We start from the raw sequence: 20,008 nt of genomic DNA on the forward strand, positions 1-20,008 counted from the left end.
TCGAGGGACGCGCGGTCGTACGCCTGCGTGTCGAGCCGGATTCGGTCCTGCGCTGGTTCGTCGCCCCGCTGGAACTTCGCTACGCGGCCGCGGAGCGCCGCCTGCTCGAATACCGCGGGCTGTCCAATGTCCCCGATCCGGCCACCGGGCGGCGCCGCGAGGTACGCATCGCGTACTATGCCAAGCCCCCGAACGATGTGCCGGTCCTGCCGGCATTGGAGCCGTGATGTCCAACCGTCCGCTGCTGTCGCTCGTCTCCGTCGCCCTGCTGCTCGCCGCCTGCGGCGAGCGCCAGTCCGCCCAGGCGCCGGCCCCGGTTGCCGACGCCGCACCGGCCGCGACGCAGGCCTCGCTGTCGTTCGACGAAGGCCTGGCCCAGGCGCGCGCGCGGCAGGCGCCGCTGATCGTCGATTTCCATGCGCCGTGGTGCTACTCCTGCTACTTCATGGCCACCAACGTGCTGACCGGCGCCGACTGGGACGCGGTCGAGAAGAAGGCCGTGGTCGTCGAGGTCGACGCCGACTCGCCGGACGGCGCGGCGCTCAAGGACCGCTACGGCATCAAGGCGCTGCCGAGCTACCTCGTGCTCGACGGCGAGGGCCGCGAGCTGGGACGCATCCTCGGCGAGCAGACGCGCGCCGAGTTCTATCCGCAGATCAACCGGCTGGTCGACGGCGGGCAGCCGCTGACGGCCGTCGCCGAGCAGGTCAGGGACGGCTCGGCGGCATCGGTCGAAGCCGGCCGCAGCGTGCTCAAGTCCTATCAGGCGCGCTACGACGCCGACGGCGGCCTGCGCTGGTTCGCGGCGCTGCCGGCACCGGCGCGCGCGGCGCTGCGCCAGGATGCCGCCGCGCAGCTGCTCGTCGCCCGCCTGCAGTTCCTGAAGGCGGTACAGCAGAACGACGCGAAGGCCGCGCTGGCGGTCGGCGCGCAGGTGCTCGCCGGCGATCTCGGCTGCGAGCGGCCGTACGAGCTCGACCGCTATCTCGCCTTCGCGGCGCAGCAGGCCGACGCCAGGGCACTGGTCGCCGTGCAGCGACCGGCGATGGAAAAGCTGGTTGCCGACGGCGTGTTCGGTCCGGCGCCGTGCGCGGACAAGCGGTCCGCCGTGCTCTCGCTCGCCGACGTCGACGCGGTGCTCGGCGATCAGGCGGCGCGCCAGACCTTGCTCGAGAAGGCGATCGCCGATGTCGAGCGGCAGATCGGCGGCGATCTGAAGAAAGACCGCAATCTCGACGACAACCTGCGCATCTATCGCGATCAGCTCGCCGAACTCAGCGGCGATTACACGGCTTACGACGCGCTGATGCCGAAGCTGATCGCCGCCTGGCCCGACGACTACGTCTACGCGGCGCGCTGGGGCAAGAGTCTGCTGGCGCGCGGTCAGGCCGAGCAGGCGCTCGCGCAGCTCGATGCCGCCGCCGCCAAGGCCTATGGCGTCAACCGCCTCAAGGTTGCGCAGGATCGCGTCAAGGCCCTGCAGGCGCTGCATCGCGACGCCGACGCCCGACGCGTCGTCGCCGAGACGCTGAAGGCCAACGGCCCGTGGTTCCCGGACGAGGCTGCCAGGCTCAAGGATCTGGTCAAGACCTGAGCCGCGGACGTGCGTGGCGCAGCGGCTGAGGAGTTTCCCGGGGGCGCCGCTTCCGGTATAAACGCGCCTCCCGCACGTGCCGCGGGGCCTCGCTGCGCGCCATGACGACCGAATCCGACACCACCGCCCGCCTGCTGATCACCTGTCCGGACCAGCCGGGCATCGTCGCCGCGGTCACGACGTTCCTGTACCACCACGGCGTCAACATCACCGAGCTCGATCAGCACTCGACCGATCCGGAAGGCGGCCGCTTCTTCCTGCGCCTCGAATTCCAGACGCCGCATCTGGACGTCTCGCGCACGGCGCTCGAGCGCACGTTCCGCGATGCCGTCGCCAGCCGCTTCACGATGGACTGGCGCATCAGCTACGCGGCCGACAAGCCGCGCATGGCGATCCTCGTCTCCAAGCACGATCACGCGCTGATGGAGCTGCTGTGGCGCTGGCAGCGCGGCGAACTGCGCGTCGACATCCCGGTCGTGATTTCCAACCACGACGATCTGCGCGCCGAGGTCGAGCGTTTCGGCGTGCGCTTCGAGCACGTGCCGATCGACGCGGCGACGCACGCCGAGGCCGAGGCGAGGATGCAGGCGCTGCTCGACGGCCAGACCGACTTCATCGTGCTGGCGCGCTACATGCGCATCCTGTCAGCGGATTTCGTCGCGCGTTATCCGCATCGCATCATCAACATCCACCACAGCTTCCTGCCGGCGTTCGTCGGTGCCGATCCCTACCAGCAGGCCTACACGCGCGGCGTCAAGCTGATCGGCGCCACCGCGCACTACGTGACCTCCGACCTCGACCAGGGGCCGATCATCGACCAGGACACCGGCCGCGTCTCGCACCGGCACGAAGTCCCCGACCTGCGCCGCCTCGGCCGCGATCTGGAGCGTCAGGTGCTCGCCCGCGCCGTGCGCTGGCACGTCGAGGACCGCGTCATCGTCGACGGTAACAAGACGGTCGTTTTCGCCTGATGCCGGACCGCGCACGGCGGCCGCCGTGCGCAGGCGCGGATCAGGACGCGAGCTTGCGTCACGCATGAAAAAGCCCTCGCAGAGGCGAGGGCTGAAAGTGCGCGTGCCGGCCGGTGTGCGGCCGGCACGAAAATGGATTCTCAGTCTTCCCAGACGACCTTCGTGTTGCGGTCGCCCGCGCACTTTTCGAGCAGGGTCGCGTAGCGCTTTTCCACTTCGTTGCGCTTGACCTTCATGGTCGGCGTCATGATGTTGTTGTCGATCGTCCACGCGTCCTTGGCGACGATGATCTTGGCGATCTCTTCGTGGTTCTCGAGCGTGGCGTTGACGGCCTGCATCTCGGCGAGCAGGCCGGCCTCGACCTCGGCGCGCGGCTTCCTGGCGCCGTCGGCCGACAGCGTGACGATCATGATCGGCTGCTTGAGGCCGGTGCCGACGAAGCACAGCTGGTCGATGTCGGTGTCGCGCGACAGCGCGCCTTCGATCGGCGCCGGCGCCACGTACTTGCCCTTCAGCGTCTTGAAGATGTCCTTGGTGCGGCCGGTGATGTAGAGATAGCCGTCCTCGTCGATGCGGCCCTTGTCGCCGGTACGCAGCCAGCCGTCGGCGGTGTACAGCTCGGCGGTCTTCTCCGGGTCCTTGTAGTAGCCCGGCGTGCAGGCGGCGTGCTTGAACTGGATCTCGCCGTCGTCGCCGATGCGCATGTCGGCGCCCGGCTGCGCGCGGCCGACCGAGCCCCAGCGGTTGGCGCCCGGCAGGTTGACCGTCGCGTAGATGTTGTTCTCGGTCATGCCGTAGCCCTGCAGCACGGTGATGCCGAGCTTGTCGAGCCACAGCATCAGCGGCATCGGCATCGGCGCGGCGCCGACGATGATGTAGCGCGCGTTCTGCAGGCCGAGGCCGGTCTTGATCTTCTTCTTGACCAGCGACGCGACGATCGGCAGCTTGAGCAGCAGGTCGAGCTTCTTCTGCGGCAGCTTCTGCAGGATGCCGGCCTGGAAGCGGCCGTAGACCAGCGGCACGCCGAAGAAGCGCGTCGGCGCGACTTCCGGCAGCTGCTCGGCGAGTTTTTCGAGATTCTCGAGGAAGAACACCTCGGCCCCGTAGTAGATCGAGCCGAGCTCGACGGCGCCGCGCTCGAAGGCGTGCGCGAGCGGCAGGTACGAGAAGAAGCGCTCCTGCCCCTTGGCCGGCATCGACTTGAGCATGCCCTCGGCCGCGAACAGGACGTTGCCCATCGTGATGATGACGCCCTTCGGATTGCCGGTGGTGCCGGAGGTGTAGACGAGCGTGTGGATCGCGTCGAGCGCCGGCGGCTGATAACCGGCGAACGGCTCGGACGCGCGCACCAGATCGTCCCAGAGGTGGTCGCAGCCGGACACGCCGGCGTACGGGAAGCCGATCTTGACGATGCCTTCCGGCAGCGCCTGCATGAACTCGTCGGCATCCGGCATCGGGCCGATGAAAATGGCCGTGGCCTCGGCGTGGTTGAGGATGTACTTGACGGCGTCGCTGGCCTGCTTCGGATAGAGGCCGACGCTGATGTAGCCGGCCATCGCGATCGCTAGGTCGGCGAGGAACCAGTGCGCGGTGTTGCGGCCGGAGATGGCAATGCGCGAGCCCGGCGGCAGGCCGAGCTTGCGCAGCGCGGTCGCCATGCCGCGAACCTGCGCTTCGCACTCGGCGAAGGTGTACTTCTTCCAGATGCCATCGACCGGCTGGTAGAGCCAGGCCTTGTTCGGCTGCTCCTTGGCCCACTGCACCAGCATCTCGACCGGGTTCTTGAGAGACATCTGCACTCCTGCAAGTTGCGAAAACCGTTTGCGGAGCGATCCACCGGCGGGCGGCCGCCGGGCTAGGCGCCTGCGGACGCGCCGGCATGAACGGGCACGGTCCGGCGGATCCGGATGGTCGTGTGGCCCGTCGAGGGTGAACGGCTCCGAGGGCGGCGCGGGGCGTTGGGGGAATCGCGGCGCGGCGGCCCTTCTGTCGGGCGATTGTAGCGGCCTTCGCCGGCGGCGTGGTCCGCGCGGGCGGGTGTCAGCGGACGGTCAGCGCCGGCGCGAACGGCGCCGGAGCGCCGGCATGGTCGAGGAAATGCCAGAGCGCATCGCGGTATGCGTTCTGGCGACCGCCGGCGCGCAGCTCGATGCCGGCGACTTCGTTGAGCATCGCCAGATAGAGCCGCGCCAGCGCGTCGGCGCGTGCGCGGCCGGCCGCGCGCATTTCGGCGGCCAGCAGCAGGCCGTAGATTTGCGTCTGCTGCCGGATCGCGTGCAGTACGCCGGGCTGCCCGTAGGCGGCCAGCAGCCAGTGGCGCAAGGCCGCATTCTCGAGGTTGTAGCCGAGGTAGGTTTCCGACGCGAGCATGATGCGCCGCAGTCCCGGCGCGGTGCCTTCGGTGACCTTGATCAGCCGCTGCCGCATCTGCTCGAGAAAATGGGCGTGCAGGGCCTGGACGTAGGCGGACAGATCGTCGAAGGCCAGGCGGAAGGCGCCCGGCGCGACGCCGCCGGCCGCGCAGACGCGTTCGACGGATAGCGCGCTGTACGGGACACGCTCGGCCAGTCGTGGCGCGACGGCGAGCAAGTGCGAACGGAGCTGCCGCTTCATGCTGCGCGCGCCGGATCGAAATAGCCGAGCAGCGCCGCGCGCAGCTCCGGCAGGCGTCTGCCGGCCGCGGCTTCCGCGGTCGCCGTCTCGATCAGCGCGGCCGTGCACAGCCGCGCGGTTTGCGGCGCGAACGGCCAGCCCATGGCTTTCAGCTCCAGCTGGAACATCAGGCTGAAGCCGGTGACGCGCTGCCGGAGGATGGCGGCGCCCCGCGGATGGAAGCGCAGCCGACGGGTCAGCGCGGCGAGCGCCGGTCGATCGAGCAGCGCCTGCAGATAGGTGTCGATCGCCAGCTGCAGGCGCACGCGGCCCGCCGGCATGTTCAGGGTCAGCTTGGCGACGAGATCGCGCACCTCGTCGTACAGCAGGGCGAGCAGCTCGCACTGCAGGGCGTCGAATCCGCCGAAGTGCGCGTCGACGGCGCTCGGCGGCATCCCCGCGGCCGCCGCGATGCGTGCGGCATCGGGCGGTGCGCCGCCTTCGCCGGCGAGCCGGTGCGCGGCCTGCAGCAAGCGGATTCTGGGCGGAAGCGATTCGGACATCGGCAGAGTATCCTTTCCGGCTGAGTCTGCCGTCCTTGCGGCGGATCACGTCACTCCTCGAACGTGGGGTATTCGGGCCTCTTGCTCTGGCCGAGTCCGGCTGGCACAATTGCGCCCCTTTTCGTGGCCCTTGGGCCGCGTCGCACTTTCCCTAAGGGTTTTGTGTCATGTCGAAAGTCTGTCAGGTCACCGGCAAGCGTCCGATGGTCGGTAATACCGTCTCGCACGCCAACAACAAGCGCCGTCGCCGGTTCGAGCCGAATCTGCACACGCACCGCTTCTGGCTCGAGTCGGAAAAGCGTTTCGTGTCGCTGCGCGTTTCCGCGCAGGGCATGCGCATCATCGACAAGAAGGGCGTCGACTCCGTCGTCGCCGAGCTGCGCGCGCGCGGCGAGAAGGTCTAAAGAGACCGGGAGCTAGATCATGGCCAAGAAGAAGGATGTCGAGAAGATCAAGCTGGTGTCGACGGCCGACACCGGTTATTTCTACACGACGACGAAGAACCGCAAGAACACGCCGGACAAGTTCGAGTTCAAGAAGTACGATCCGGTCGCGCGCAAGCACGTCGCGTTCAAGGAAGCCAAGATCAAGTAAGAGCCGCCCGGCTTTTGCTGGTTTGTGGTGACAACGCCGCCCTCGGGCGGCGTTGTTCGTTGGGTCCGCGGTTCTTGAGCGGACCCGGACGCCGGGAGCCGCACGAGCGCAGCAAAAAGCCGGGCATCGCCCGGCTTTTTTGCATGATGTCTGTGCGCTCTAGTGATGGCGGCCGTGATGTTCCCAGCCGCGCGGCGGAGGACCGTAGCCGCGCGGGCCGCGGTCGACGTAGACGACGCGCCGCTCGTAGTAATACGGCGCCGGGTAGTACACGACCGGGGCCGGCGCGTAGTAGCGCGGCGGCGGCGGGGCGTAGTAGACCGGGGCCGGCGCGACGTAGACCGGCGGCGGCAGGCCGAGGCCGATGCTGAGGGATACGTCCGTGTGGGCCAGTGCCGGCAGCGGCGCCATGGCAGCGGTCAGCAGGCCGGCTGCTGCGAGGGCGGTCATTTTCGTCTTGATGTTCATGGTCGATGCTCCTGTCCTCCTCGGACGCCTTGCAATCTACGGGCAGGCGATGAACCGCTTCTGAATGCCGCGCGGAACTGCGCGCGCTCCGGCGGACGCGACGCTGGCGGGTTTGATCGGCGCGCACGGGCGGGGTGGCGCAGGCACCAGTTACTTCGTCCTCGCGGCGGCGTAGAGTCGCGCGGATTCCTCCCAGCACGCCGCGCCATGCAGCGCCGGCCCACGACGGAATTTCCAGACATGAGAGGTACTCTGGCGCTGCTCGCGCTGTGCTCGATTTCCCTGCCGGCGCTGGCACAGCAGGCCGGTTCGATCGTCCTGCAGGCCGGCTGGATTCATGCACAGACGCTCGACAGCAGCCAGCCGCTGCATACCGACGTCAAGCCGGGACTCGGGGCGCTGATCGGCATTCCCGACAGCTTCGATTCACCCGGCACCGCGGCGTCCGTCAACGATGCCGATACCCTTCTGCTGGCGAGCACCTATTTCGTCACCGATCATTGGGCCGTGAAGATCGAAGGCGGCATTCCGCCGACCTTCGATCTGCAAGGCAAGGGTGTGGTGCAGCCGAACCGGAACATCGACGCGCTCAGCGTCGATCTGGGCGCGCACAATCCGATCGCCTCGTCGCGGCAATGGAGTCCGGTGCTGCTGCTGCTGTACCACTTCGGTCGCGCCGAGGCGCGCTGGCGGCCCTCTCTTGGCCTGGGCGTGACGTACACGTGGTTCACCGACGTCGAGCTCGGCCAGGGCTTCTACGACGATCTGAACAACACCTTCGGTCGCGCGCTGGCCGTGGCCAACGGCAAGCCGCCCGGCGACACCTATGTGGAGGCGGATTCGTCGCCGGCCTGGGCGCCGATCGTCAATGCCGGTCTGTCGTACGCGCTCAGCCGGCAATGGGGGCTGTCCGCCTCGGTTTCATACGTGGCGCTGAAGACCGAATCGACGATCGACATCTACGCCGGCGACGGCACGCGCCTGTCGCACAGCACCACGCAGATCGACATCGATCCGCTGGTGACGGCGCTGATGCTGACGTACGTCTGGTAAGCGCGGCTGCCCGGCGTCGAGCAAAGGCCGGTCGCGTGACCGGCCTTCGTCGATGCGGGCGCGGCGCTTGCCGCCGCCGTTGCCGTCAGCCCGGGACGCCCGCCGCGAAGGCTTCGGCCAGGAAGTCGTGCATCAGCGCGAACGCGCGGCGCGCGGCCTTGGCGTCGTACATCGACTGGCCCGGCTGATTGGCCTTCTTGTCGGTGAACGAGTGCACGGCCCCGCCGAAGCGCACCAGTTCCCAGTCGACGCCGCTGCTGCGCATTTCGACGAGGAACGGGTCGATCTGATCGGCCGGCACGTACGGATCGGCGTCGCCGTGCAGCGCCAGGATGCGGGTGCGGAACTTTAGGTTCCGCTCCGGCGGCGCGATCGCGAGATTGCCGTGGAACGATACCGTCGCCGCCAGCGGTTCGCCGGTGCGGGCCAGTTCCAGCGCCGTGCCGCCGCCGAAGCAGAAACCGATGACGGCGACCTTGCTGGTGTCGGCGATCCGCGCCTCGCCGGCGTAACGCACCGCCTCGTCCTTCGCCGCCTTGGCGCGGCGGCGCAACTCGGGGCGATCGCCGTACAGCGCACGCACCGCCTGACCGGCGGCAGCGGCGTCGGCCGGCTGGCGGTCGCGGCCGTACATGTCGGCGACGAAGACGACATAGTCGCGCGCGGCGATTTCGCGCGCCTGCTCGCGATTGTCGGCGTTCGTGCCGAGCCAGTTCGGCACCATCACGACGAGCGGCAGCGGCTGCTTCACGGCGTCGTCGTAATAGACGTAGCCGCGATAGTCGGCCTCGCCGATCCTGTAGTCGACGATCTTCTCCACGCTGCGTGCCGCCGCCGGCATGCTGAGCGCAGCCAGGGTCAGGGCGCCGGCGACGGCGAGCAGGGCGGTCATCTTCGTTTTCATCGGGACTCCTCCGTTGCTTCTTCGTGTGGATGCGCGCGTCAGCGGCGATGCCAGAGCGCCCACTCGCGCAGTGCGAGCAGGAACTTGCCGAGCAGCTCGCGGGTCGGTTCGTGCACGAGCTGGCCGCTCGCGTCGAAGCGCTCCGGCGCGTGGCCGATCATCACTTCCGGCTTGTTGAGAAAGCGCAGATCCAGATACACGCCGATCTGCCGCAGGTGATATTGCGCACGTGCCGTGCCGAGCATCCCGGAACTGGCGCCGATGATCGCTGCCGGCTTGCCGGCGAACGGATTCGGCTGCAAGCGCGAGACCCAGTCGATCGCGTTCTTCAGCGTGCCGGGCACCGAGTAGTTGTACTCCGGCATCGCGAACAGCAGCGCGTCGGCTTCCGCGATCTGCCGTGCGAGCCGCAGCACCGCTTCGGGATAACCCTCGGCCTGGCGGTCGGCATCATAGAGCGGGACATCGGCGATGCTGCCGATGTCGATCTGCATGCCTGCCGGGGCCAGCGCCTGGCAGGCGCGCAGCGCGGCGGTGTTGTAGGAGGCCCGGCGGAGACTGCCCGACAGGGCGAAGACCTTCAGTGCGTGTGACACGGATTCGATTCCTCTTGGATGGCGACCGATCCCAGACCCCGCGCGCATGGTAGCGAAGCCGCCGGCGCTACGGCGCGCACGCGCGCCGTAGCGATGCGACAATGCCGCGGCCGCCATGAGTACGCCCCCGATGAACGACGACCGGCTGATCGATCTCGAGACCCGCCTGACTTATCAGGAGGCGCTGCTGCACGATCTCAATGCGGTGGTGGTCGCCCAGCAGCGACGCATCACCGAGCTGGAGACGCTGGGCCGCCAGCTGCTGGACCGTGTCGCGCGCCTCGGTCAGGACATAGACAAGGGTTCGGCGGCGGACGAGATTCCGCCGCACTACTGACGCCGCCGTCAGCGCGCCGGGTTCCTGCGCGTGAAGGTCTTTGCGAACCAGGCGTCGAGCATGTCCTTCTCATAGCGCAGAGGATCGGTCGAGCGGCGCAGGCTGCTGCTCGCCAGATAGTTCATGTCGCTGAGGCTGGCGTCGGCGTCGGCCAGCGTGCGGCCGTCCTGCTGCAGCGTGTAATGCAGGTCGATACGAGGCCAGTCGACGTCGCGCATGATGCGGACGCGATCGTTGCCGCCGGGCTGCGGATCGAAGCGGCCGGCGAGGTCGATGTCGGTGATCGTGATCTGCAGCGTCTCGCCGGCCGGCAGCTTCTTCGCGCCGAGCTGCTCGAGATGCACCTTCAGCGCATCCAGCACCCGGGGACTGGTGCGCGAGCCGATGCCCTCGGTGCCGGCGTCGGTGAACTTGTCCGGCTTCTTGAAGCTGACCGTGGTGTTGCCGGCTGGCGGTGCAGCGGCGGGCGGGGTGGCAGGATCGGCGGCGATGGCCGTGCCGGCGACCAGCATCAGCAACAGGGCGGGAGCGCGCATGACGGAACTCCAGACGGGGGGGACGGGGCTAGTGTGCGCCGGACGCCAGGCGGTCGCCAGACGTCCCGGCGCCTGGCGCCTGTTGCGCGGCGACCCAGCTTTCGAGGCGTTGCCGCTCGTCGGCAAAGGCGCGCCCGATCGCCGCGTGCAGGCCGTCGTGCGCGAACCAGTGTGCCGAGTACGCGAGTTCGGCGGCGAAGCCGCGCGCCAGCTTGTGCTCGCCCTGCACGCCGGCGTCGAAGTGCGGCAGTCCGCGCGCGAGGCAGCGCTCGATGCCCTGGTAGTAGCAAAGCTCGAAGTGCAGGGCGTCGACCGGCATTGCCGCGCCCCAGTGGCGGCCGTAGAGCGTGTCGCCATCCTCGAAGAAGAAGGCCATCGCCAGCAGGCGTGTGCCGTGGCGGGCGAGGCAGAACGACATGCGTGCGCCGAACGCGTCCGCCCAGCGGCGCAGGCAGTCGAGATTGAGGTACGGCTCCTGGCCGCGCTGCGCATAGGTGCCGGCGTACAGCGCGTAGACCTGCGGCCATTCCGTGTCCGACAGCTCGGCACCGGTGCGCCACTCGATCGTCAGCTCCGTCAGCTTGCGGCGTTCGGCGCGGATGTTCTTGCGCTTCTTGCCCGGCAGGCGGGCGAGAAAGGCGTCGAAATCGGCGGCACCGTCGGCATGCCAGACGTAGCGTGGCTGGGCGCGGCCGATCCAGCCGTCGGCGGCCAGCAGCGCCAGCTCCTCGCGCGGCAGGAACAGCACGTGCGCGCCCGAGCCGGCGCGGCCGGCCTGTTCGCGCAGCGTTGCGCCGAGCGCGCGCCGGCCGGCGTCGTCCGCGGCGAGCAGACGCGGGCCGGGCACCGGCGTGAACGGCACGCAGGCGACCTGCTTCGGGTAATAGCGCAGTCCCATCTGGCGGTAGACGCGCGCGATCTCGAAATCGAAGACGAATTCGCCCCAGGAATGACTTTTCTCGTAGCACCAGACGCGGCCGGCGACGGTCTCGATGTGGCGCGGCGTCCAGCCGGTCTCCGGCGTCACGCAGCCGCTGTCCTCGAGCGCGGCGATGTAGGCCGGATCGGTGAACAGCGTGGCGGGCGGCAGGCGGGATGGCACGGCTGCGATCATTGTGGCGCAAATATCCGCCCCCATCTTCACGAACCCGGCCGGCGCAGGCGTTATCGTGTGGCCGGTCCCCGCATTCGGAGCAGACGATGATCGGCAGTTTTTTCGGCGGCAGTCTCAAGATCAGTCCCAAGGACGTTCCGGCCGCGGCCTACGATCCGCCGGAAAGCGGCGCGCCGAAGCTCGCGGTACTGGCCGGCGGCTGCTTCTGGTGCGTCGAGGCGGTCTATCGCGAGCTCGACGGCGTGCTGGCGGTGACCTCCGGCTACGCCGGCGGCAGCGCGCAGACGGCCGACTACAAGGCCGTCTGCACAGGCGACACCGGCCACGCCGAGGTCGTGCAGATCGCCTACGATCCGGCGCGGACCAGCTTCGGCAAGCTGCTGAAGATTTTCTTCACGGTCGCCCACGATCCGACGCAGCTGAACCGCCAGGGCAATGATGTCGGCACGCAATACCGTTCGGCGATCTTCTACGCCGACGCGCAGCAGCGGCAGGTCGCCGAGGCTTACATCGCCCAGCTCGACGCCGCCGGCGTCTACAAGGCGAAGATCGTGACCCGGCTCGAGCCGCTGCAGGCCTTCTTCGAGGCCGAGGCCTACCACCAGAACTACGCGGCGCTGCACCCGGACCAGCCCTACATCGCCGCGATCGCGCTGCCGAAGGTCGACAAGCTGCGCGCCTACTTCGGCGAAGACCTCAAGGTCTAGCAGCGGTGCGGGCGAACCGCCGGCTGCGTCACAGTGCGCGGCCGGCTTAAGGATTCTTTATGGTTTTCTTAATCAAGAAATAAGAACGCCGGCGCCCTCGCCTGCCTACAGTGGCGGCCATCCGGAGCAAGGCCTCCGCCACCATCCACGAGGGAACAGACCATGCAGCACAGTGAACAGACCGCGGCGCGCTACGACATCTACGCGCGCATCCACAAGGCCATCCGCGCGATGATGAGCGAGACGCTGACGGCGGTCGGGCGCTGCGACTGGCACGATCGCGATGAATGCGCGCAGACGCTGGCCCAGGTCCGCGATCTCGCCGACTTCTGCTTCGCGCACCTCACGCACGAGAACCAGTTCCTGCATCCGGCGATGGAAGCGCGCGCGCCGACGACGTCGATGGCGGTCGCGCACGAACACGTCGAGCACGAGGCGGCGATCAAGCGTCTGCGCACGCAGGCCGCCGCCGTCGAAATGCTGAACGGCGACGCGCGCCTGGCCGCCGGCGACGCGCTGTACCGCATGCTCGCCGCCTTCGTCGGCGAGAACTTCCTGCACATGCACGATGAGGAGACGCGCCACAACGCGGTGCTGTGGGCGACCCGCAGCGACGCCGAGATCGCCGGCATCGAACAGGCCCTGGTCCGCTCGCTGACGCCGGTCGAGAATCAGCAGTCGATGCGCTGGATGATTCCGGCGCTGACGCATCACGAGCGCGTCGCGCTGTTCGCCGGCATGCGCGAGCATGCGCCGGCGCCGGTGTTCGAAGGCACGCTGGCGATGGCGCGCGGCCTGCTGTCGGCCGCCGACTGGAACAAGCTCGACGCGGCGCTGCAGCTCGACGTCGAGGTCGACGCGGCCTGAGGCGGCGTCCGCGCGTCCCGGCGGGATTTTCTCAGGCCACTTCGGTCAGGCGCAGCGGCCGGCCGACGTGCAGACGGAAGCGGCCACGGCCGGTCTTCTCGATGCGCAGGCAGTCGCTGCGCTCGGCCAGGCGCCGGGCGAGCAGCACGAGGCGCGCTTCGAGGTTGTCGGCGATTTCCGGCAGGCGCAGCGAGGGATCGAGGCGCAGCTCACGATTGCTGAAATCGGCGCGGCCGTCCTGCTGCCAGCTGCCGAGCAGCTTCCAGATGATGGCGCCGGCGACGCCCTTGATGAGGTAGTCGTCATCGAGGAACACGCTGTCGTCGCCGCGGTAGCGGCGCACCGTCAGCGGCGCGCCGGCGGACGCCGGCGCCGGTGCCGGAGCGACGCCGCGTTCGTCGGCGACCGCCTCGGCTTCGTCCTGCTGGGCCGCCCGCTGCGCCTGTTCGAGCGCCAGCCCGAGCTGGGCGGCGAGCGCCATCAGCGCGTCCTCGTCGTCGTAGCCGAAGCGGCGCTGCTGCGGGCTCTCGGCGTAGAGCACGCCGAGCACTTCGCCGCCATGCACGATCGGCACCGCGAGCTGGCTCTCGGCGTCGGCGAGGCCGGGAAAGGCGATTTCGGTCGGCGCCGGCGGCAGGCCGCTGCCCTGCGCGGCGGCGCGCACGTAGCTGTAGTCGGAAGTGGCGTAGTTGATGCGGATCGGGATGTTGTGCGCGGCGGCGACGCCGATCACGCCGTCGCCGAGCGCGATCTCCGCGCCGACGCCGGACTCGGCATAGCCGCGGCTGGCGATCGCGTAGAGCCGGCCGCGGCCGGCGTCCAGCATCAGCAGCAGGGCGTGGCGGATGTCGAAGTGGCGCTCGAGCGCATCGAGCGCGGCGTCGAGCAGCGCCTCGAAGCCGCCGTTGCACGATGCGATCGCGGTCGACGCGGCGCGCAGCGCGGCGAGCGGTTTGCGGCCAGGGGCCTGCGGCAGCGGCGCCAGACCGGGGACGGCCTCGATCTCGCGCACGCGGTAGACGTCGGCGCCACGCAGGCGGAACACCGCCGCCATGCTGCTGTGCGAGGCGATGCCGGCGAGTCGCGCCTTCATGCGCTCGAACAGCGGCCCCTCGGATTCGGTGCGCAGGTAGTCCAGCGTCAGGCGATAGCTGGCGCCGGTCTGCGAGTCGGTCGCGTACAGCACGGCCTCGCGCCGGCACAGGACGTTCTCGCGGGTCTTGTTGAAGAACTGGAAGCTGAGGGCCAGATGTGCGGCGTCGACGTACTCGGCATGCGAGACGAGCGTGACGTTGGGCACTCCGTCGGCCGAGACGGTGGCGATCGCGCAGGGGATCGCGCTGTCGAGGCATTCGCGGACCGCGTCGAGATCGGGCTTCACGGCGTGTGATCGGGAATGCGCTGGCCGGCCTGCGGACCCGGCGTCTGCTCGAAAGCGGTGTGCGGGACGAACGCGATCGCGGCGAGCGCCGCCGGCGTGCCGCCGATGATGACCCGCACCAGCGGCCGGCTGAAGCCCATCGGCTCGATCATGGCCGCGAACGTCTCGAAATGCCGTTCGGCGAGCGCCGCCGTTTCGGCCGGCGGCAGCGCGACGCGCACCGCATGGCCCTTCAGCTGCAGCGTCCGGTGGGTCTCGGGGGCATTGATGACGACCGCCAGGTCCGGATCGATGTCCAGGTCGCGCAGGAGCTGCGCCGCCTGTTCGGGATGCACGATCAGCAGCAGCCCGCGGCGGTCGTCGGCGATGCGCACCCCGAGCGCACGTGCCAGCGTCGGCCGCATCTGGCGGTCGCGACTGGCGACGTAGAGCGAGCGCGGCCCCGCAATGAACGCGGCCTGCTCGGCCGTCAGTGTGGTGACAGGGTTACCCATGCCGCGGATCATAGCGGCGCCGGCGCTCCACCGGCGTCACGGCGGCCTTACAAATCCCTCACAAATGCCGGATGGCAGGCGCCGGGCCTCTCGACCCCTAGCGTCGCCGTCCGAACCAGCCGCGCAGGCGCAGCTCGGTGCGGTCGAGGAAGCCGGCGAAGGCGTGCGACTCGCCGGCGACGATCGCCGCGCCGGCGGCGGCGATCAGCGAGCCCGGCCCGGGCGCCGGCATCAGGATTACCCCGACGGTGATCAGCCCGCCGCCGCCCGCCAGCAGCAGCGGCCGCTGCCAGCGGTAGCGGTGCTGCTGCTGGCGGAGGGCGTGGTAGCGGGCAAAGCGCTCGCCCGGCGGCGCTTCCCTGAGAAACGTCCAGTGCTCGCGAAGGCGGCCGCTCACCGGGCCCTTCAGGCGCCGAGCGTGGCGTTGTCGATGACGAAGCGGTACTTCACGTCGCTCTTGAGCATGCGTTCGTAGGCCTCGTTGATCTTGGCGATCGGGATCAGCTCGATGTCGGAGACGATGCCGTGCTCGGCGCAGAAGTCCAGCATTTCCTGCGTTTCGCGAATGCCGCCGATCAGCGAGCCGCCGAGCTTGCGGCGCGAGAAGATCAGGTGCTGGAACTGCAGCGTCGGCGGTGTGTCCGGCACGCCGACCAGCGCCATCTCGCCGTCGCGCTTGAGCAGCGCGAGGTAGGCGTTGATGTCGTGCGGCGCCGACACGGTGTCGAGGATGAAGTCGAAGCTCTTCACGTGCGCTTTCATCTGCGCCTTGTCCTTCGACACCACCACTTCGCGGGCGCCGAGGCGCCTGGCGTCCTCGGCCTTGCCGGGTGAGGTCGTGAACAGCACGACGTGGGCGCCGAACGCGTGCGCGAACTTCACCGCCATGTGACCGAGGCCGCCAAGGCCGACGACGCCGACTTTCTGGCCGGGCCCGACCTTCCAGTGGCGCAGCGGCGAGTACGTGGTGATGCCGGCGCACAGCAGCGGCGCGGTGGCGGCGAGATCGAGCTTCGGCGAGATGTGCAGCGTAAAGGACTCGTCGACGACGATGTGGTTCGAATAGCCGCCGTAGGTCGGCGTCTTGCCGTCGCGCTCCAGCGCGTTGTAGGTGCCGGTGAAACCGTTCTCGCAGTACTGTTCCAGCCCCTCGGTGCAGGCCGGGCAGGTGCGGCACGCGTCGACCATGCAGCCGACGCCGGCGAGGTCGCCGACCTTGAAGCCCTGCACGTGCGCGCCGACCTCGACGACGCGGCCGACGATCTCGTGGCCCGGCACCATCGGGAAGAGGCCGTGGCCCCATTCGTCGCGCACCTGATGCAGATCGGAGTGGCAGACCCCGCAGTAGGCGATCTCGATGCGCACGTCGTGCGGACCGGGCGCGCGGCGCTCGAAGCGGAACGGCCCGAGCGGGGTCTTGGCGGCGGGGGCGGCGTAGCCGAGGGCGGCGGTCATGGGAAGGCTCCTGGACGGAAGTCGGGAGCCCGCATCATGCCGCACGATGATGAACGCCGGGAAAATCGCGGCGGATCAGGCAAGGCCGGGCCGCGGTTTGGGCAGGCCGGAGATGAGAACGCAAGGTTGCGTGGCGTTCCCGGCGGGCGCCGGGCGCTATACGACCTCGCCGGCCGCGTGACCGGAGGCCCAGGCCCACTGGAAGTTGTAGCCGCCGAGCCAGCCAGTGACGTCGACGACTTCGCCGACGAAGTGCAGGCCCGGCACTTTGCGCGATTCCATCGTCGCCGACGACAGCTCGTGCGTGTCGACACCGCCGAGCGTGACCTCGGCGGTGCGGTAGCCCTCGGTGCCGCTGGCGACGATCGGCCAGTCGTGCAGCCGGGCGGCCAGTTCCTTCAGCTCCTGCGCCCTGAACTGCTTCAGCGGCCGGCTCGGCAGCCAGCGCTCGCAAAGCCGCTGCGCGAAGCGCGACGGCAGCACGCCGGCCAGCGCGGTGCGCAGTTCGGCGTTCGGATGCGTGTGCTGCTGCTCGCTCAGGTAGTCGAGCGCGTCGAGGTTCGGCAGCCAGTCGACGCGCAGTTCGTCCTTCGGCTGCCAGTACGAGGAGATCTGCAGGATCGCTGGCCCGGACAGGCCGCGATGCGTGAACAGCAGGCCGGCGCGAAAGGCCTGTCCGTTGGCGCGCGTCTCGACCGGCAGGGCGATGCCGGCCAGCGGCGCGAAATCGTCGAGCGGCGCGCCCGACAGCGTCAGCGGCACCAGGCCCGCGCGTGTCGGCAATACCGTGTGCCCGAACTGGCGCGCGAGCTGGTAGCCGTAGCCGCTGGCGCCCAGGCTCGGGATCGACAGGCCGCCGCTGGCGACCACCAGCGAGCCGCAGCTCAGCTCGCCGAGCGCACTGGTGCGCAGGCGGAAGCCGTCCGCGCCGCGCTCGACCTGTTCGACGCTGCAGTTGACCGCGATCTGCACCGCCGCCGCCGCGCATTCGTCGAGCAGCAGGCGCACGATCTGCTTCGAGGACTCGTCGCAGAACAGCTGGCCGAGTTCCTTCTCATGCCAGGCGATGCCGTGCCGCTCGACCAGGCCGATGAAATGCGCCGGCGTGTAGCGGGCCAGCGCCGACTTGCAGAAGTGCGGATTGGCCGACAGATAGTTGCGGGCGCCGACTTCGAGATTGGTGAAATTGCAGCGCCCGCCGCCGGACATCAGGATCTTCTTGCCGACGCGGTTGGCGTGCTCGATCACCAGCACGCGGCGACCGCGCTGGCCGGCGGTCGCCGCGCACATCAGGCCGGCGGCACCGCCGCCGATGACGATGACGTCGTAGCGCATGGCTTCAGCGCGGCGCGGCGCGCGCGCGACGGGCTCGGCTCACGAAGGACCGGCGCCTAGTAGCGCTTCGCCTTGCCGCCGGGTTTGCCTTTGCCGCCGGCGAAACCGCTCTTGAAGCCGCCCGGGCCCTTGCGCGGCCCGGCCGGACGCGAGTCGCCGTCGGCGGCCCGCGCCTTGAACGGGCGCGGACCCTCGCTGCGGGCGCCGAAGCTCTTCTTCTCGAAGCCGGGCTTGGCGTAGCTCTTCTTCGCGAACGGTTTGCTTTCGAGGCTCAGCGTGTCGGTGCTCTTCTTCGGGAATGTTTTTTTCTCGAAGTCCGGCTTGTCGGCGCTGCGCTTCTCGAACGTCCGCGGTTCCCGAGCCTCGTCGTGGAAAGGCTTGCGCTCGAACGGCTTCTTGCCGAAGTCACGGTTCGCGCCGGCCTCGAAGCGCGGCTTGGACGGCTTCTTTCCGGTAAACGGGTGGCTGCCCGACGCTTCGGCCGCGCCCTCGGCCGCCACCGGAGTCTCGCCGGCGCGCGCGATCTGCAGCTGCCGGCCGCAGACCCAGACCTTCTGCAGCTCGCGGAAGATGTTGTTCGGCATGCCCTGCGGCAGATCGACGAGGCTGTAGTCGTCGAAGATCTCGACGCGGCCGATGTACTGGCTGTCGAGGCCGGCTTCGTTGGCGATGGCGCCGACGATGTTGCCGGGCTTGACCTTGTGCGCGTGTCCGACCGCGATGCGGAAGGTTTCCATGCCTTCTTCCGGCGCGCCGCGCGGCGGTCGGGCGGGGCGGCGTTCGCGCGTTTCGCGCTCCGCGCGTTCGAAGCGCTCCGCGCGCTCGTCGTGCCCGGCCGCTTCGCCCGCCTCGGCTTCGGGACGGCGGAAGGCGGCGGGCGCGTAGTCCTCGCGCGCCGGTCGCGCCGTATCGCGGCGGCGGGTGTCGTGCGCGAAAGGATTCACGTCGGCGCGCGCGGCCGCCTCGCGACGCGGTGCCGGCTTGTCGCCGGCCGGCGCGTTCAGCAGCAGCGGCGTGTCGCCCTGCAGCAGGCAGCCGAGCGCGGCGGCGATGTCGAGCGCCGGCACGCCGTGCTCCTGTTCGTATTCGGCGACCAGCTTGCGGAACGGCTCCAGGCCGCCGGTGCCGAGCGCCTCGCCGATGCGTTCCTTGAACTTGGCGAGGCGCTGCGCATTGACGTCTTCGACGCTCGGCAGATCCATCGGCGTCACCGGCTGCTTGGAGGTGCGCTCGATCAGGCGCAGCAGGTGGCGTTCGCGCGGCGCGACGAACAGAATCGCCTCGCCCGAGCGGCCGGCGCGGCCGGTGCGGCCGATGCGATGCACGTAGGATTCGGGATCGGTCGGAATGTCGTAGTTGACGACATGGCTGACGCGCTCGACGTCGATGCCGCGCGCGGCGATGTCGGTGGCGACGACGATATCGATCTCACCGTTCTTGAGCTTGGCGATCACCCGCTCGCGCGCTTTCTGCTCCATGTCGCCGTTCAGCGCCGTGGCGTTGAAGCCGCGTGCCGCCAGCTTGTCGGCAAGCTCGACGGTCTCGGCCTTGGTGCGCACGAAGATGATCATGCCGTCGAAGGGCTCGGCTTCGAGGATGCGCGTCAACGCGTCGAGCTTGTGCAGGCCGACCGCCAGCCAGTAGCGCTGACGCACGTTGGTCGCGGTCGTGGTCTTGGCGGCGATGCGCACCTCGACCGGCTCGTTCAGATAGGTCTGCGCGATGCGGCGGATCGGCGGCGGCATGGTCGCCGAGAACAGTGCGACCTGACGCGAGTCCGGCGTCGCCTGCAGGATCGCCTCGATGTCTTCGACGAAGCCCATCTTCAGCATCTCGTCGGCCTCGTCGAGCACGAGGTAGCGGACCTGCGAGAGGTCCAGCGTGCCGCGCTTCAGATGGTCGAGCACGCGGCCCGGCGTGCCGACGACGACGTGCACGCCGCGGCGCAGCGCCGCGAGCTGCGGGCCGTAGGCCTGGCCGCCGTAGATCGGCAGTACGTGGAAGCCCGGCAGGTTCGCCGCGTAGCGCTGGAAGGCCTCGGCGACCTGGATCGCCAGCTCGCGCGTCGGCGCCAGCACCAGGGCCTGCGGCGCGCGCTGGCCCCAGTCGAGGCGCGACAGGATCGGCAGCGCGAACGCCGCGGTCTTGCCGGTGCCGGTCTGCGCCATGCCGAGCACGTCGTGGCCGTCGAGCAGATGCGGGATCGTCTGCGCCTGGATCGGCGAGGGCGTTTCGTAGCCGACCGCCTCCAGCGCGGCAACGACTTCGGGGGCGAGTGCCAGATCGCGGAACGTGAGCGGGGCGACGGCTTCGTCGGACATCGGCATAACCTCGGTGGCCAGAGCTGCGGCCGGCTGACTGCGGCGGCGCGAAGTTGCGCCGATCCCGCGTAGGCGGCAAAGGCCCGCCAAAAGGGCGGCGATTCTACTCGCTCGCGGCCCGCAAAG

Annotated in this window: 22 protein-coding genes; 8 read left to right on the forward strand and 14 right to left on the reverse strand. The window is 69.4% G+C overall.

Features of this window, described 5'->3' with window-relative positions; translation table 11 throughout:
• Positions 1-226 precede the first annotated feature (226 nt).
• Positions 227-1,594: a thioredoxin family protein gene (locus K343_RS0111870; protein WP_028008271.1), complete on the forward strand. Its 1,368-nt coding sequence runs from the start codon at positions 227-229 to the stop codon at positions 1,592-1,594.
• Between the two features lie 101 nt (positions 1,595-1,695).
• A complete protein-coding gene (gene purU / locus K343_RS0111875) occupies positions 1,696-2,565 on the forward strand; it encodes a formyltetrahydrofolate deformylase (protein WP_028008272.1) in 870 nt (289 codons plus the stop codon).
• Between the two features lie 140 nt (positions 2,566-2,705).
• Here the strand turns inward: purU and K343_RS0111880 are convergent, their stop codons facing one another.
• From K343_RS0111880 to K343_RS0111890, 3 genes are all read right to left on the reverse strand, one after another.
• Positions 2,706-4,358 (reverse strand): AMP-binding protein, encoded by a 1,653-nt coding sequence (locus K343_RS0111880; protein WP_028008273.1) that lies wholly within the window; start codon positions 4,356-4,358, stop codon positions 2,706-2,708.
• A 247-nt stretch (positions 4,359-4,605) separates the two neighbouring features.
• Complete coding sequence (locus tag K343_RS0111885; protein WP_028008274.1) at positions 4,606-5,178, reverse strand: TetR/AcrR family transcriptional regulator; 573 nt, start codon at positions 5,176-5,178, stop codon at positions 4,606-4,608.
• The gene (locus K343_RS0111890) at positions 5,175-5,720 is read right to left on the reverse strand and encodes a hypothetical protein (RefSeq protein ID WP_154662534.1); all 546 of its coding nucleotides are present in this window, start codon (positions 5,718-5,720) and stop codon (positions 5,175-5,177) included. Before K343_RS0111890 ends, K343_RS0111885 begins: the two co-directional genes overlap by 4 nt.
• Before the next feature lie 167 nt (positions 5,721-5,887).
• Here K343_RS0111890 and rpmB point away from each other — a divergent pair, with 167 nt between their 5' ends.
• Together rpmB and rpmG are read left to right on the forward strand one after the other, a co-directional pair.
• On the forward strand, positions 5,888-6,124 hold the full coding sequence (rpmB, locus tag K343_RS0111895; RefSeq protein ID WP_028008276.1) for a 50S ribosomal protein L28: 237 nt from the start codon (positions 5,888-5,890) through the stop codon (positions 6,122-6,124).
• Between the two features lie 19 nt (positions 6,125-6,143).
• A complete protein-coding gene (rpmG, locus tag K343_RS0111900) occupies positions 6,144-6,314 on the forward strand; it encodes a 50S ribosomal protein L33 (RefSeq protein WP_020648996.1) in 171 nt (56 codons plus the stop codon).
• Between the two features lie 159 nt (positions 6,315-6,473).
• Here rpmG and K343_RS0111905 read toward each other — a convergent pair whose 3' ends face one another.
• A complete protein-coding gene (locus tag K343_RS0111905; RefSeq protein WP_043112643.1) occupies positions 6,474-6,782 on the reverse strand; it encodes a hypothetical protein in 309 nt (102 codons plus the stop codon).
• Between the two features lie 240 nt (positions 6,783-7,022).
• Between K343_RS0111905 and K343_RS0111910 the strand changes: the two genes are divergently transcribed.
• Positions 7,023-7,835 (forward strand): OmpW/AlkL family protein, encoded by an 813-nt coding sequence (locus tag K343_RS0111910; RefSeq protein WP_028008278.1) that lies wholly within the window; start codon positions 7,023-7,025, stop codon positions 7,833-7,835.
• 85 nt (positions 7,836-7,920) lie between these two features.
• Here the strand turns inward: K343_RS0111910 and K343_RS0111915 are convergent, their stop codons facing one another.
• Positions 7,921-8,739 (reverse strand): dienelactone hydrolase family protein, encoded by an 819-nt coding sequence (locus K343_RS0111915; RefSeq protein ID WP_051278284.1) that lies wholly within the window; start codon positions 8,737-8,739, stop codon positions 7,921-7,923.
• A 38-nt stretch (positions 8,740-8,777) separates the two neighbouring features.
• Complete coding sequence (locus K343_RS0111920) at positions 8,778-9,335, reverse strand: NADPH-dependent FMN reductase (protein ID WP_028008280.1); 558 nt, start codon at positions 9,333-9,335, stop codon at positions 8,778-8,780.
• 115 nt (positions 9,336-9,450) lie between these two features.
• Here K343_RS0111920 and K343_RS0111925 point away from each other — a divergent pair, with 115 nt between their 5' ends.
• Entirely contained in the window at positions 9,451-9,672 is a 222-nt protein-coding gene (locus tag K343_RS0111925) for a SlyX family protein (RefSeq protein WP_211226243.1), read from the forward strand.
• A gap of 8 nt (positions 9,673-9,680) precedes the next feature.
• Here K343_RS0111925 and K343_RS0111930 read toward each other — a convergent pair whose 3' ends face one another.
• Both K343_RS0111930 and K343_RS21865 read right to left on the reverse strand, forming a co-directional pair.
• The gene (locus K343_RS0111930) at positions 9,681-10,208 is read right to left on the reverse strand and encodes a DUF3016 domain-containing protein (protein ID WP_028008282.1); all 528 of its coding nucleotides are present in this window, start codon (positions 10,206-10,208) and stop codon (positions 9,681-9,683) included.
• Positions 10,209-10,236: 28 nt separating this feature from the next.
• Positions 10,237-11,310: a GNAT family N-acetyltransferase gene (locus K343_RS21865; protein ID WP_161628885.1), complete on the reverse strand. Its 1,074-nt coding sequence runs from the start codon at positions 11,308-11,310 to the stop codon at positions 10,237-10,239.
• Between the two features lie 98 nt (positions 11,311-11,408).
• Here K343_RS21865 and msrA point away from each other — a divergent pair, with 98 nt between their 5' ends.
• Together msrA and K343_RS0111945 are read left to right on the forward strand one after the other, a co-directional pair.
• Positions 11,409-12,029, forward strand: a complete 621-nt coding sequence (msrA, locus tag K343_RS0111940) for a peptide-methionine (S)-S-oxide reductase MsrA (protein ID WP_051278288.1) — start codon at positions 11,409-11,411, stop codon at positions 12,027-12,029.
• 162 nt (positions 12,030-12,191) lie between these two features.
• Positions 12,192-12,896: a hemerythrin domain-containing protein gene (locus K343_RS0111945; protein WP_028008284.1), complete on the forward strand. Its 705-nt coding sequence runs from the start codon at positions 12,192-12,194 to the stop codon at positions 12,894-12,896.
• 31 nt (positions 12,897-12,927) lie between these two features.
• Here the strand turns inward: K343_RS0111945 and K343_RS0111950 are convergent, their stop codons facing one another.
• From K343_RS0111950 to K343_RS21875, 6 genes are all read right to left on the reverse strand, one after another.
• The gene (locus K343_RS0111950; RefSeq protein WP_028008285.1) at positions 12,928-14,277 is read right to left on the reverse strand and encodes a GAF domain-containing protein; all 1,350 of its coding nucleotides are present in this window, start codon (positions 14,275-14,277) and stop codon (positions 12,928-12,930) included.
• Complete coding sequence (locus K343_RS0111955) at positions 14,274-14,771, reverse strand: pyridoxamine 5'-phosphate oxidase family protein (RefSeq protein WP_028008286.1); 498 nt, start codon at positions 14,769-14,771, stop codon at positions 14,274-14,276. Before K343_RS0111955 ends, K343_RS0111950 begins: the two co-directional genes overlap by 4 nt.
• Positions 14,772-14,868: 97 nt before the next feature.
• Complete coding sequence (locus K343_RS21870; protein ID WP_043112644.1) at positions 14,869-15,168, reverse strand: PGPGW domain-containing protein; 300 nt, start codon at positions 15,166-15,168, stop codon at positions 14,869-14,871.
• A gap of 8 nt (positions 15,169-15,176) precedes the next feature.
• The gene (locus tag K343_RS0111965; protein ID WP_028008287.1) at positions 15,177-16,226 is read right to left on the reverse strand and encodes an NAD(P)-dependent alcohol dehydrogenase; all 1,050 of its coding nucleotides are present in this window, start codon (positions 16,224-16,226) and stop codon (positions 15,177-15,179) included.
• 156 nt (positions 16,227-16,382) lie between these two features.
• Positions 16,383-17,561 (reverse strand): BaiN/RdsA family NAD(P)/FAD-dependent oxidoreductase, encoded by a 1,179-nt coding sequence (locus K343_RS0111970; protein WP_028008288.1) that lies wholly within the window; start codon positions 17,559-17,561, stop codon positions 16,383-16,385.
• Positions 17,562-17,617: 56 nt separating this feature from the next.
• A complete protein-coding gene (locus tag K343_RS21875; RefSeq protein ID WP_245585188.1) occupies positions 17,618-19,882 on the reverse strand; it encodes a DEAD/DEAH box helicase in 2,265 nt (754 codons plus the stop codon).
• Positions 19,883-20,008: the final 126 nt, after the last annotated feature.

Origin of the sequence: Solimonas flava DSM 18980 (assembly GCF_000426685.1) — a bacterium.
Lineage (GTDB): Bacteria > Pseudomonadota > Gammaproteobacteria > Nevskiales > Nevskiaceae > Solimonas > Solimonas flava.

Coding starts and splice junctions, on each gene's coding strand:
- K343_RS21875 (WP_245585188.1), bottom strand. CDS start 19,882: ATGTCCGACGAAGCCGTCGCCCCGCTCACGTTCCGCGATCTGGCACTC.
- K343_RS0111915 (WP_051278284.1), bottom strand. CDS start 8,739: ATGAAAACGAAGATGACCGCCCTGCTCGCCGTCGCCGGCGCCCTGACC.
- rpmB (WP_028008276.1), top strand. CDS start 5,888: ATGTCGAAAGTCTGTCAGGTCACCGGCAAGCGTCCGATGGTCGGTAAT.
- K343_RS0111885 (WP_028008274.1), bottom strand. CDS start 5,178: ATGAAGCGGCAGCTCCGTTCGCACTTGCTCGCCGTCGCGCCACGACTG.
- purU (WP_028008272.1), top strand. CDS start 1,696: ATGACGACCGAATCCGACACCACCGCCCGCCTGCTGATCACCTGTCCG.
- K343_RS0111970 (WP_028008288.1), bottom strand. CDS start 17,561: ATGCGCTACGACGTCATCGTCATCGGCGGCGGTGCCGCCGGCCTGATG.
- K343_RS0111890 (WP_154662534.1), bottom strand. CDS start 5,720: ATGTCCGAATCGCTTCCGCCCAGAATCCGCTTGCTGCAGGCCGCGCAC.
- K343_RS0111910 (WP_028008278.1), top strand. CDS start 7,023: ATGAGAGGTACTCTGGCGCTGCTCGCGCTGTGCTCGATTTCCCTGCCG.
- K343_RS0111905 (WP_043112643.1), bottom strand. CDS start 6,782: ATGAACATCAAGACGAAAATGACCGCCCTCGCAGCAGCCGGCCTGCTG.
- K343_RS0111870 (WP_028008271.1), top strand. CDS start 227: ATGTCCAACCGTCCGCTGCTGTCGCTCGTCTCCGTCGCCCTGCTGCTC.
- K343_RS0111930 (WP_028008282.1), bottom strand. CDS start 10,208: ATGCGCGCTCCCGCCCTGTTGCTGATGCTGGTCGCCGGCACGGCCATC.
- msrA (WP_051278288.1), top strand. CDS start 11,409: ATGATCGGCAGTTTTTTCGGCGGCAGTCTCAAGATCAGTCCCAAGGAC.
- rpmG (WP_020648996.1), top strand. CDS start 6,144: ATGGCCAAGAAGAAGGATGTCGAGAAGATCAAGCTGGTGTCGACGGCC.
- K343_RS0111925 (WP_211226243.1), top strand. CDS start 9,451: ATGAGTACGCCCCCGATGAACGACGACCGGCTGATCGATCTCGAGACC.
- K343_RS0111945 (WP_028008284.1), top strand. CDS start 12,192: ATGCAGCACAGTGAACAGACCGCGGCGCGCTACGACATCTACGCGCGC.
- K343_RS0111880 (WP_028008273.1), bottom strand. CDS start 4,358: ATGTCTCTCAAGAACCCGGTCGAGATGCTGGTGCAGTGGGCCAAGGAG.
- K343_RS0111955 (WP_028008286.1), bottom strand. CDS start 14,771: ATGGGTAACCCTGTCACCACACTGACGGCCGAGCAGGCCGCGTTCATT.
- K343_RS0111965 (WP_028008287.1), bottom strand. CDS start 16,226: ATGACCGCCGCCCTCGGCTACGCCGCCCCCGCCGCCAAGACCCCGCTC.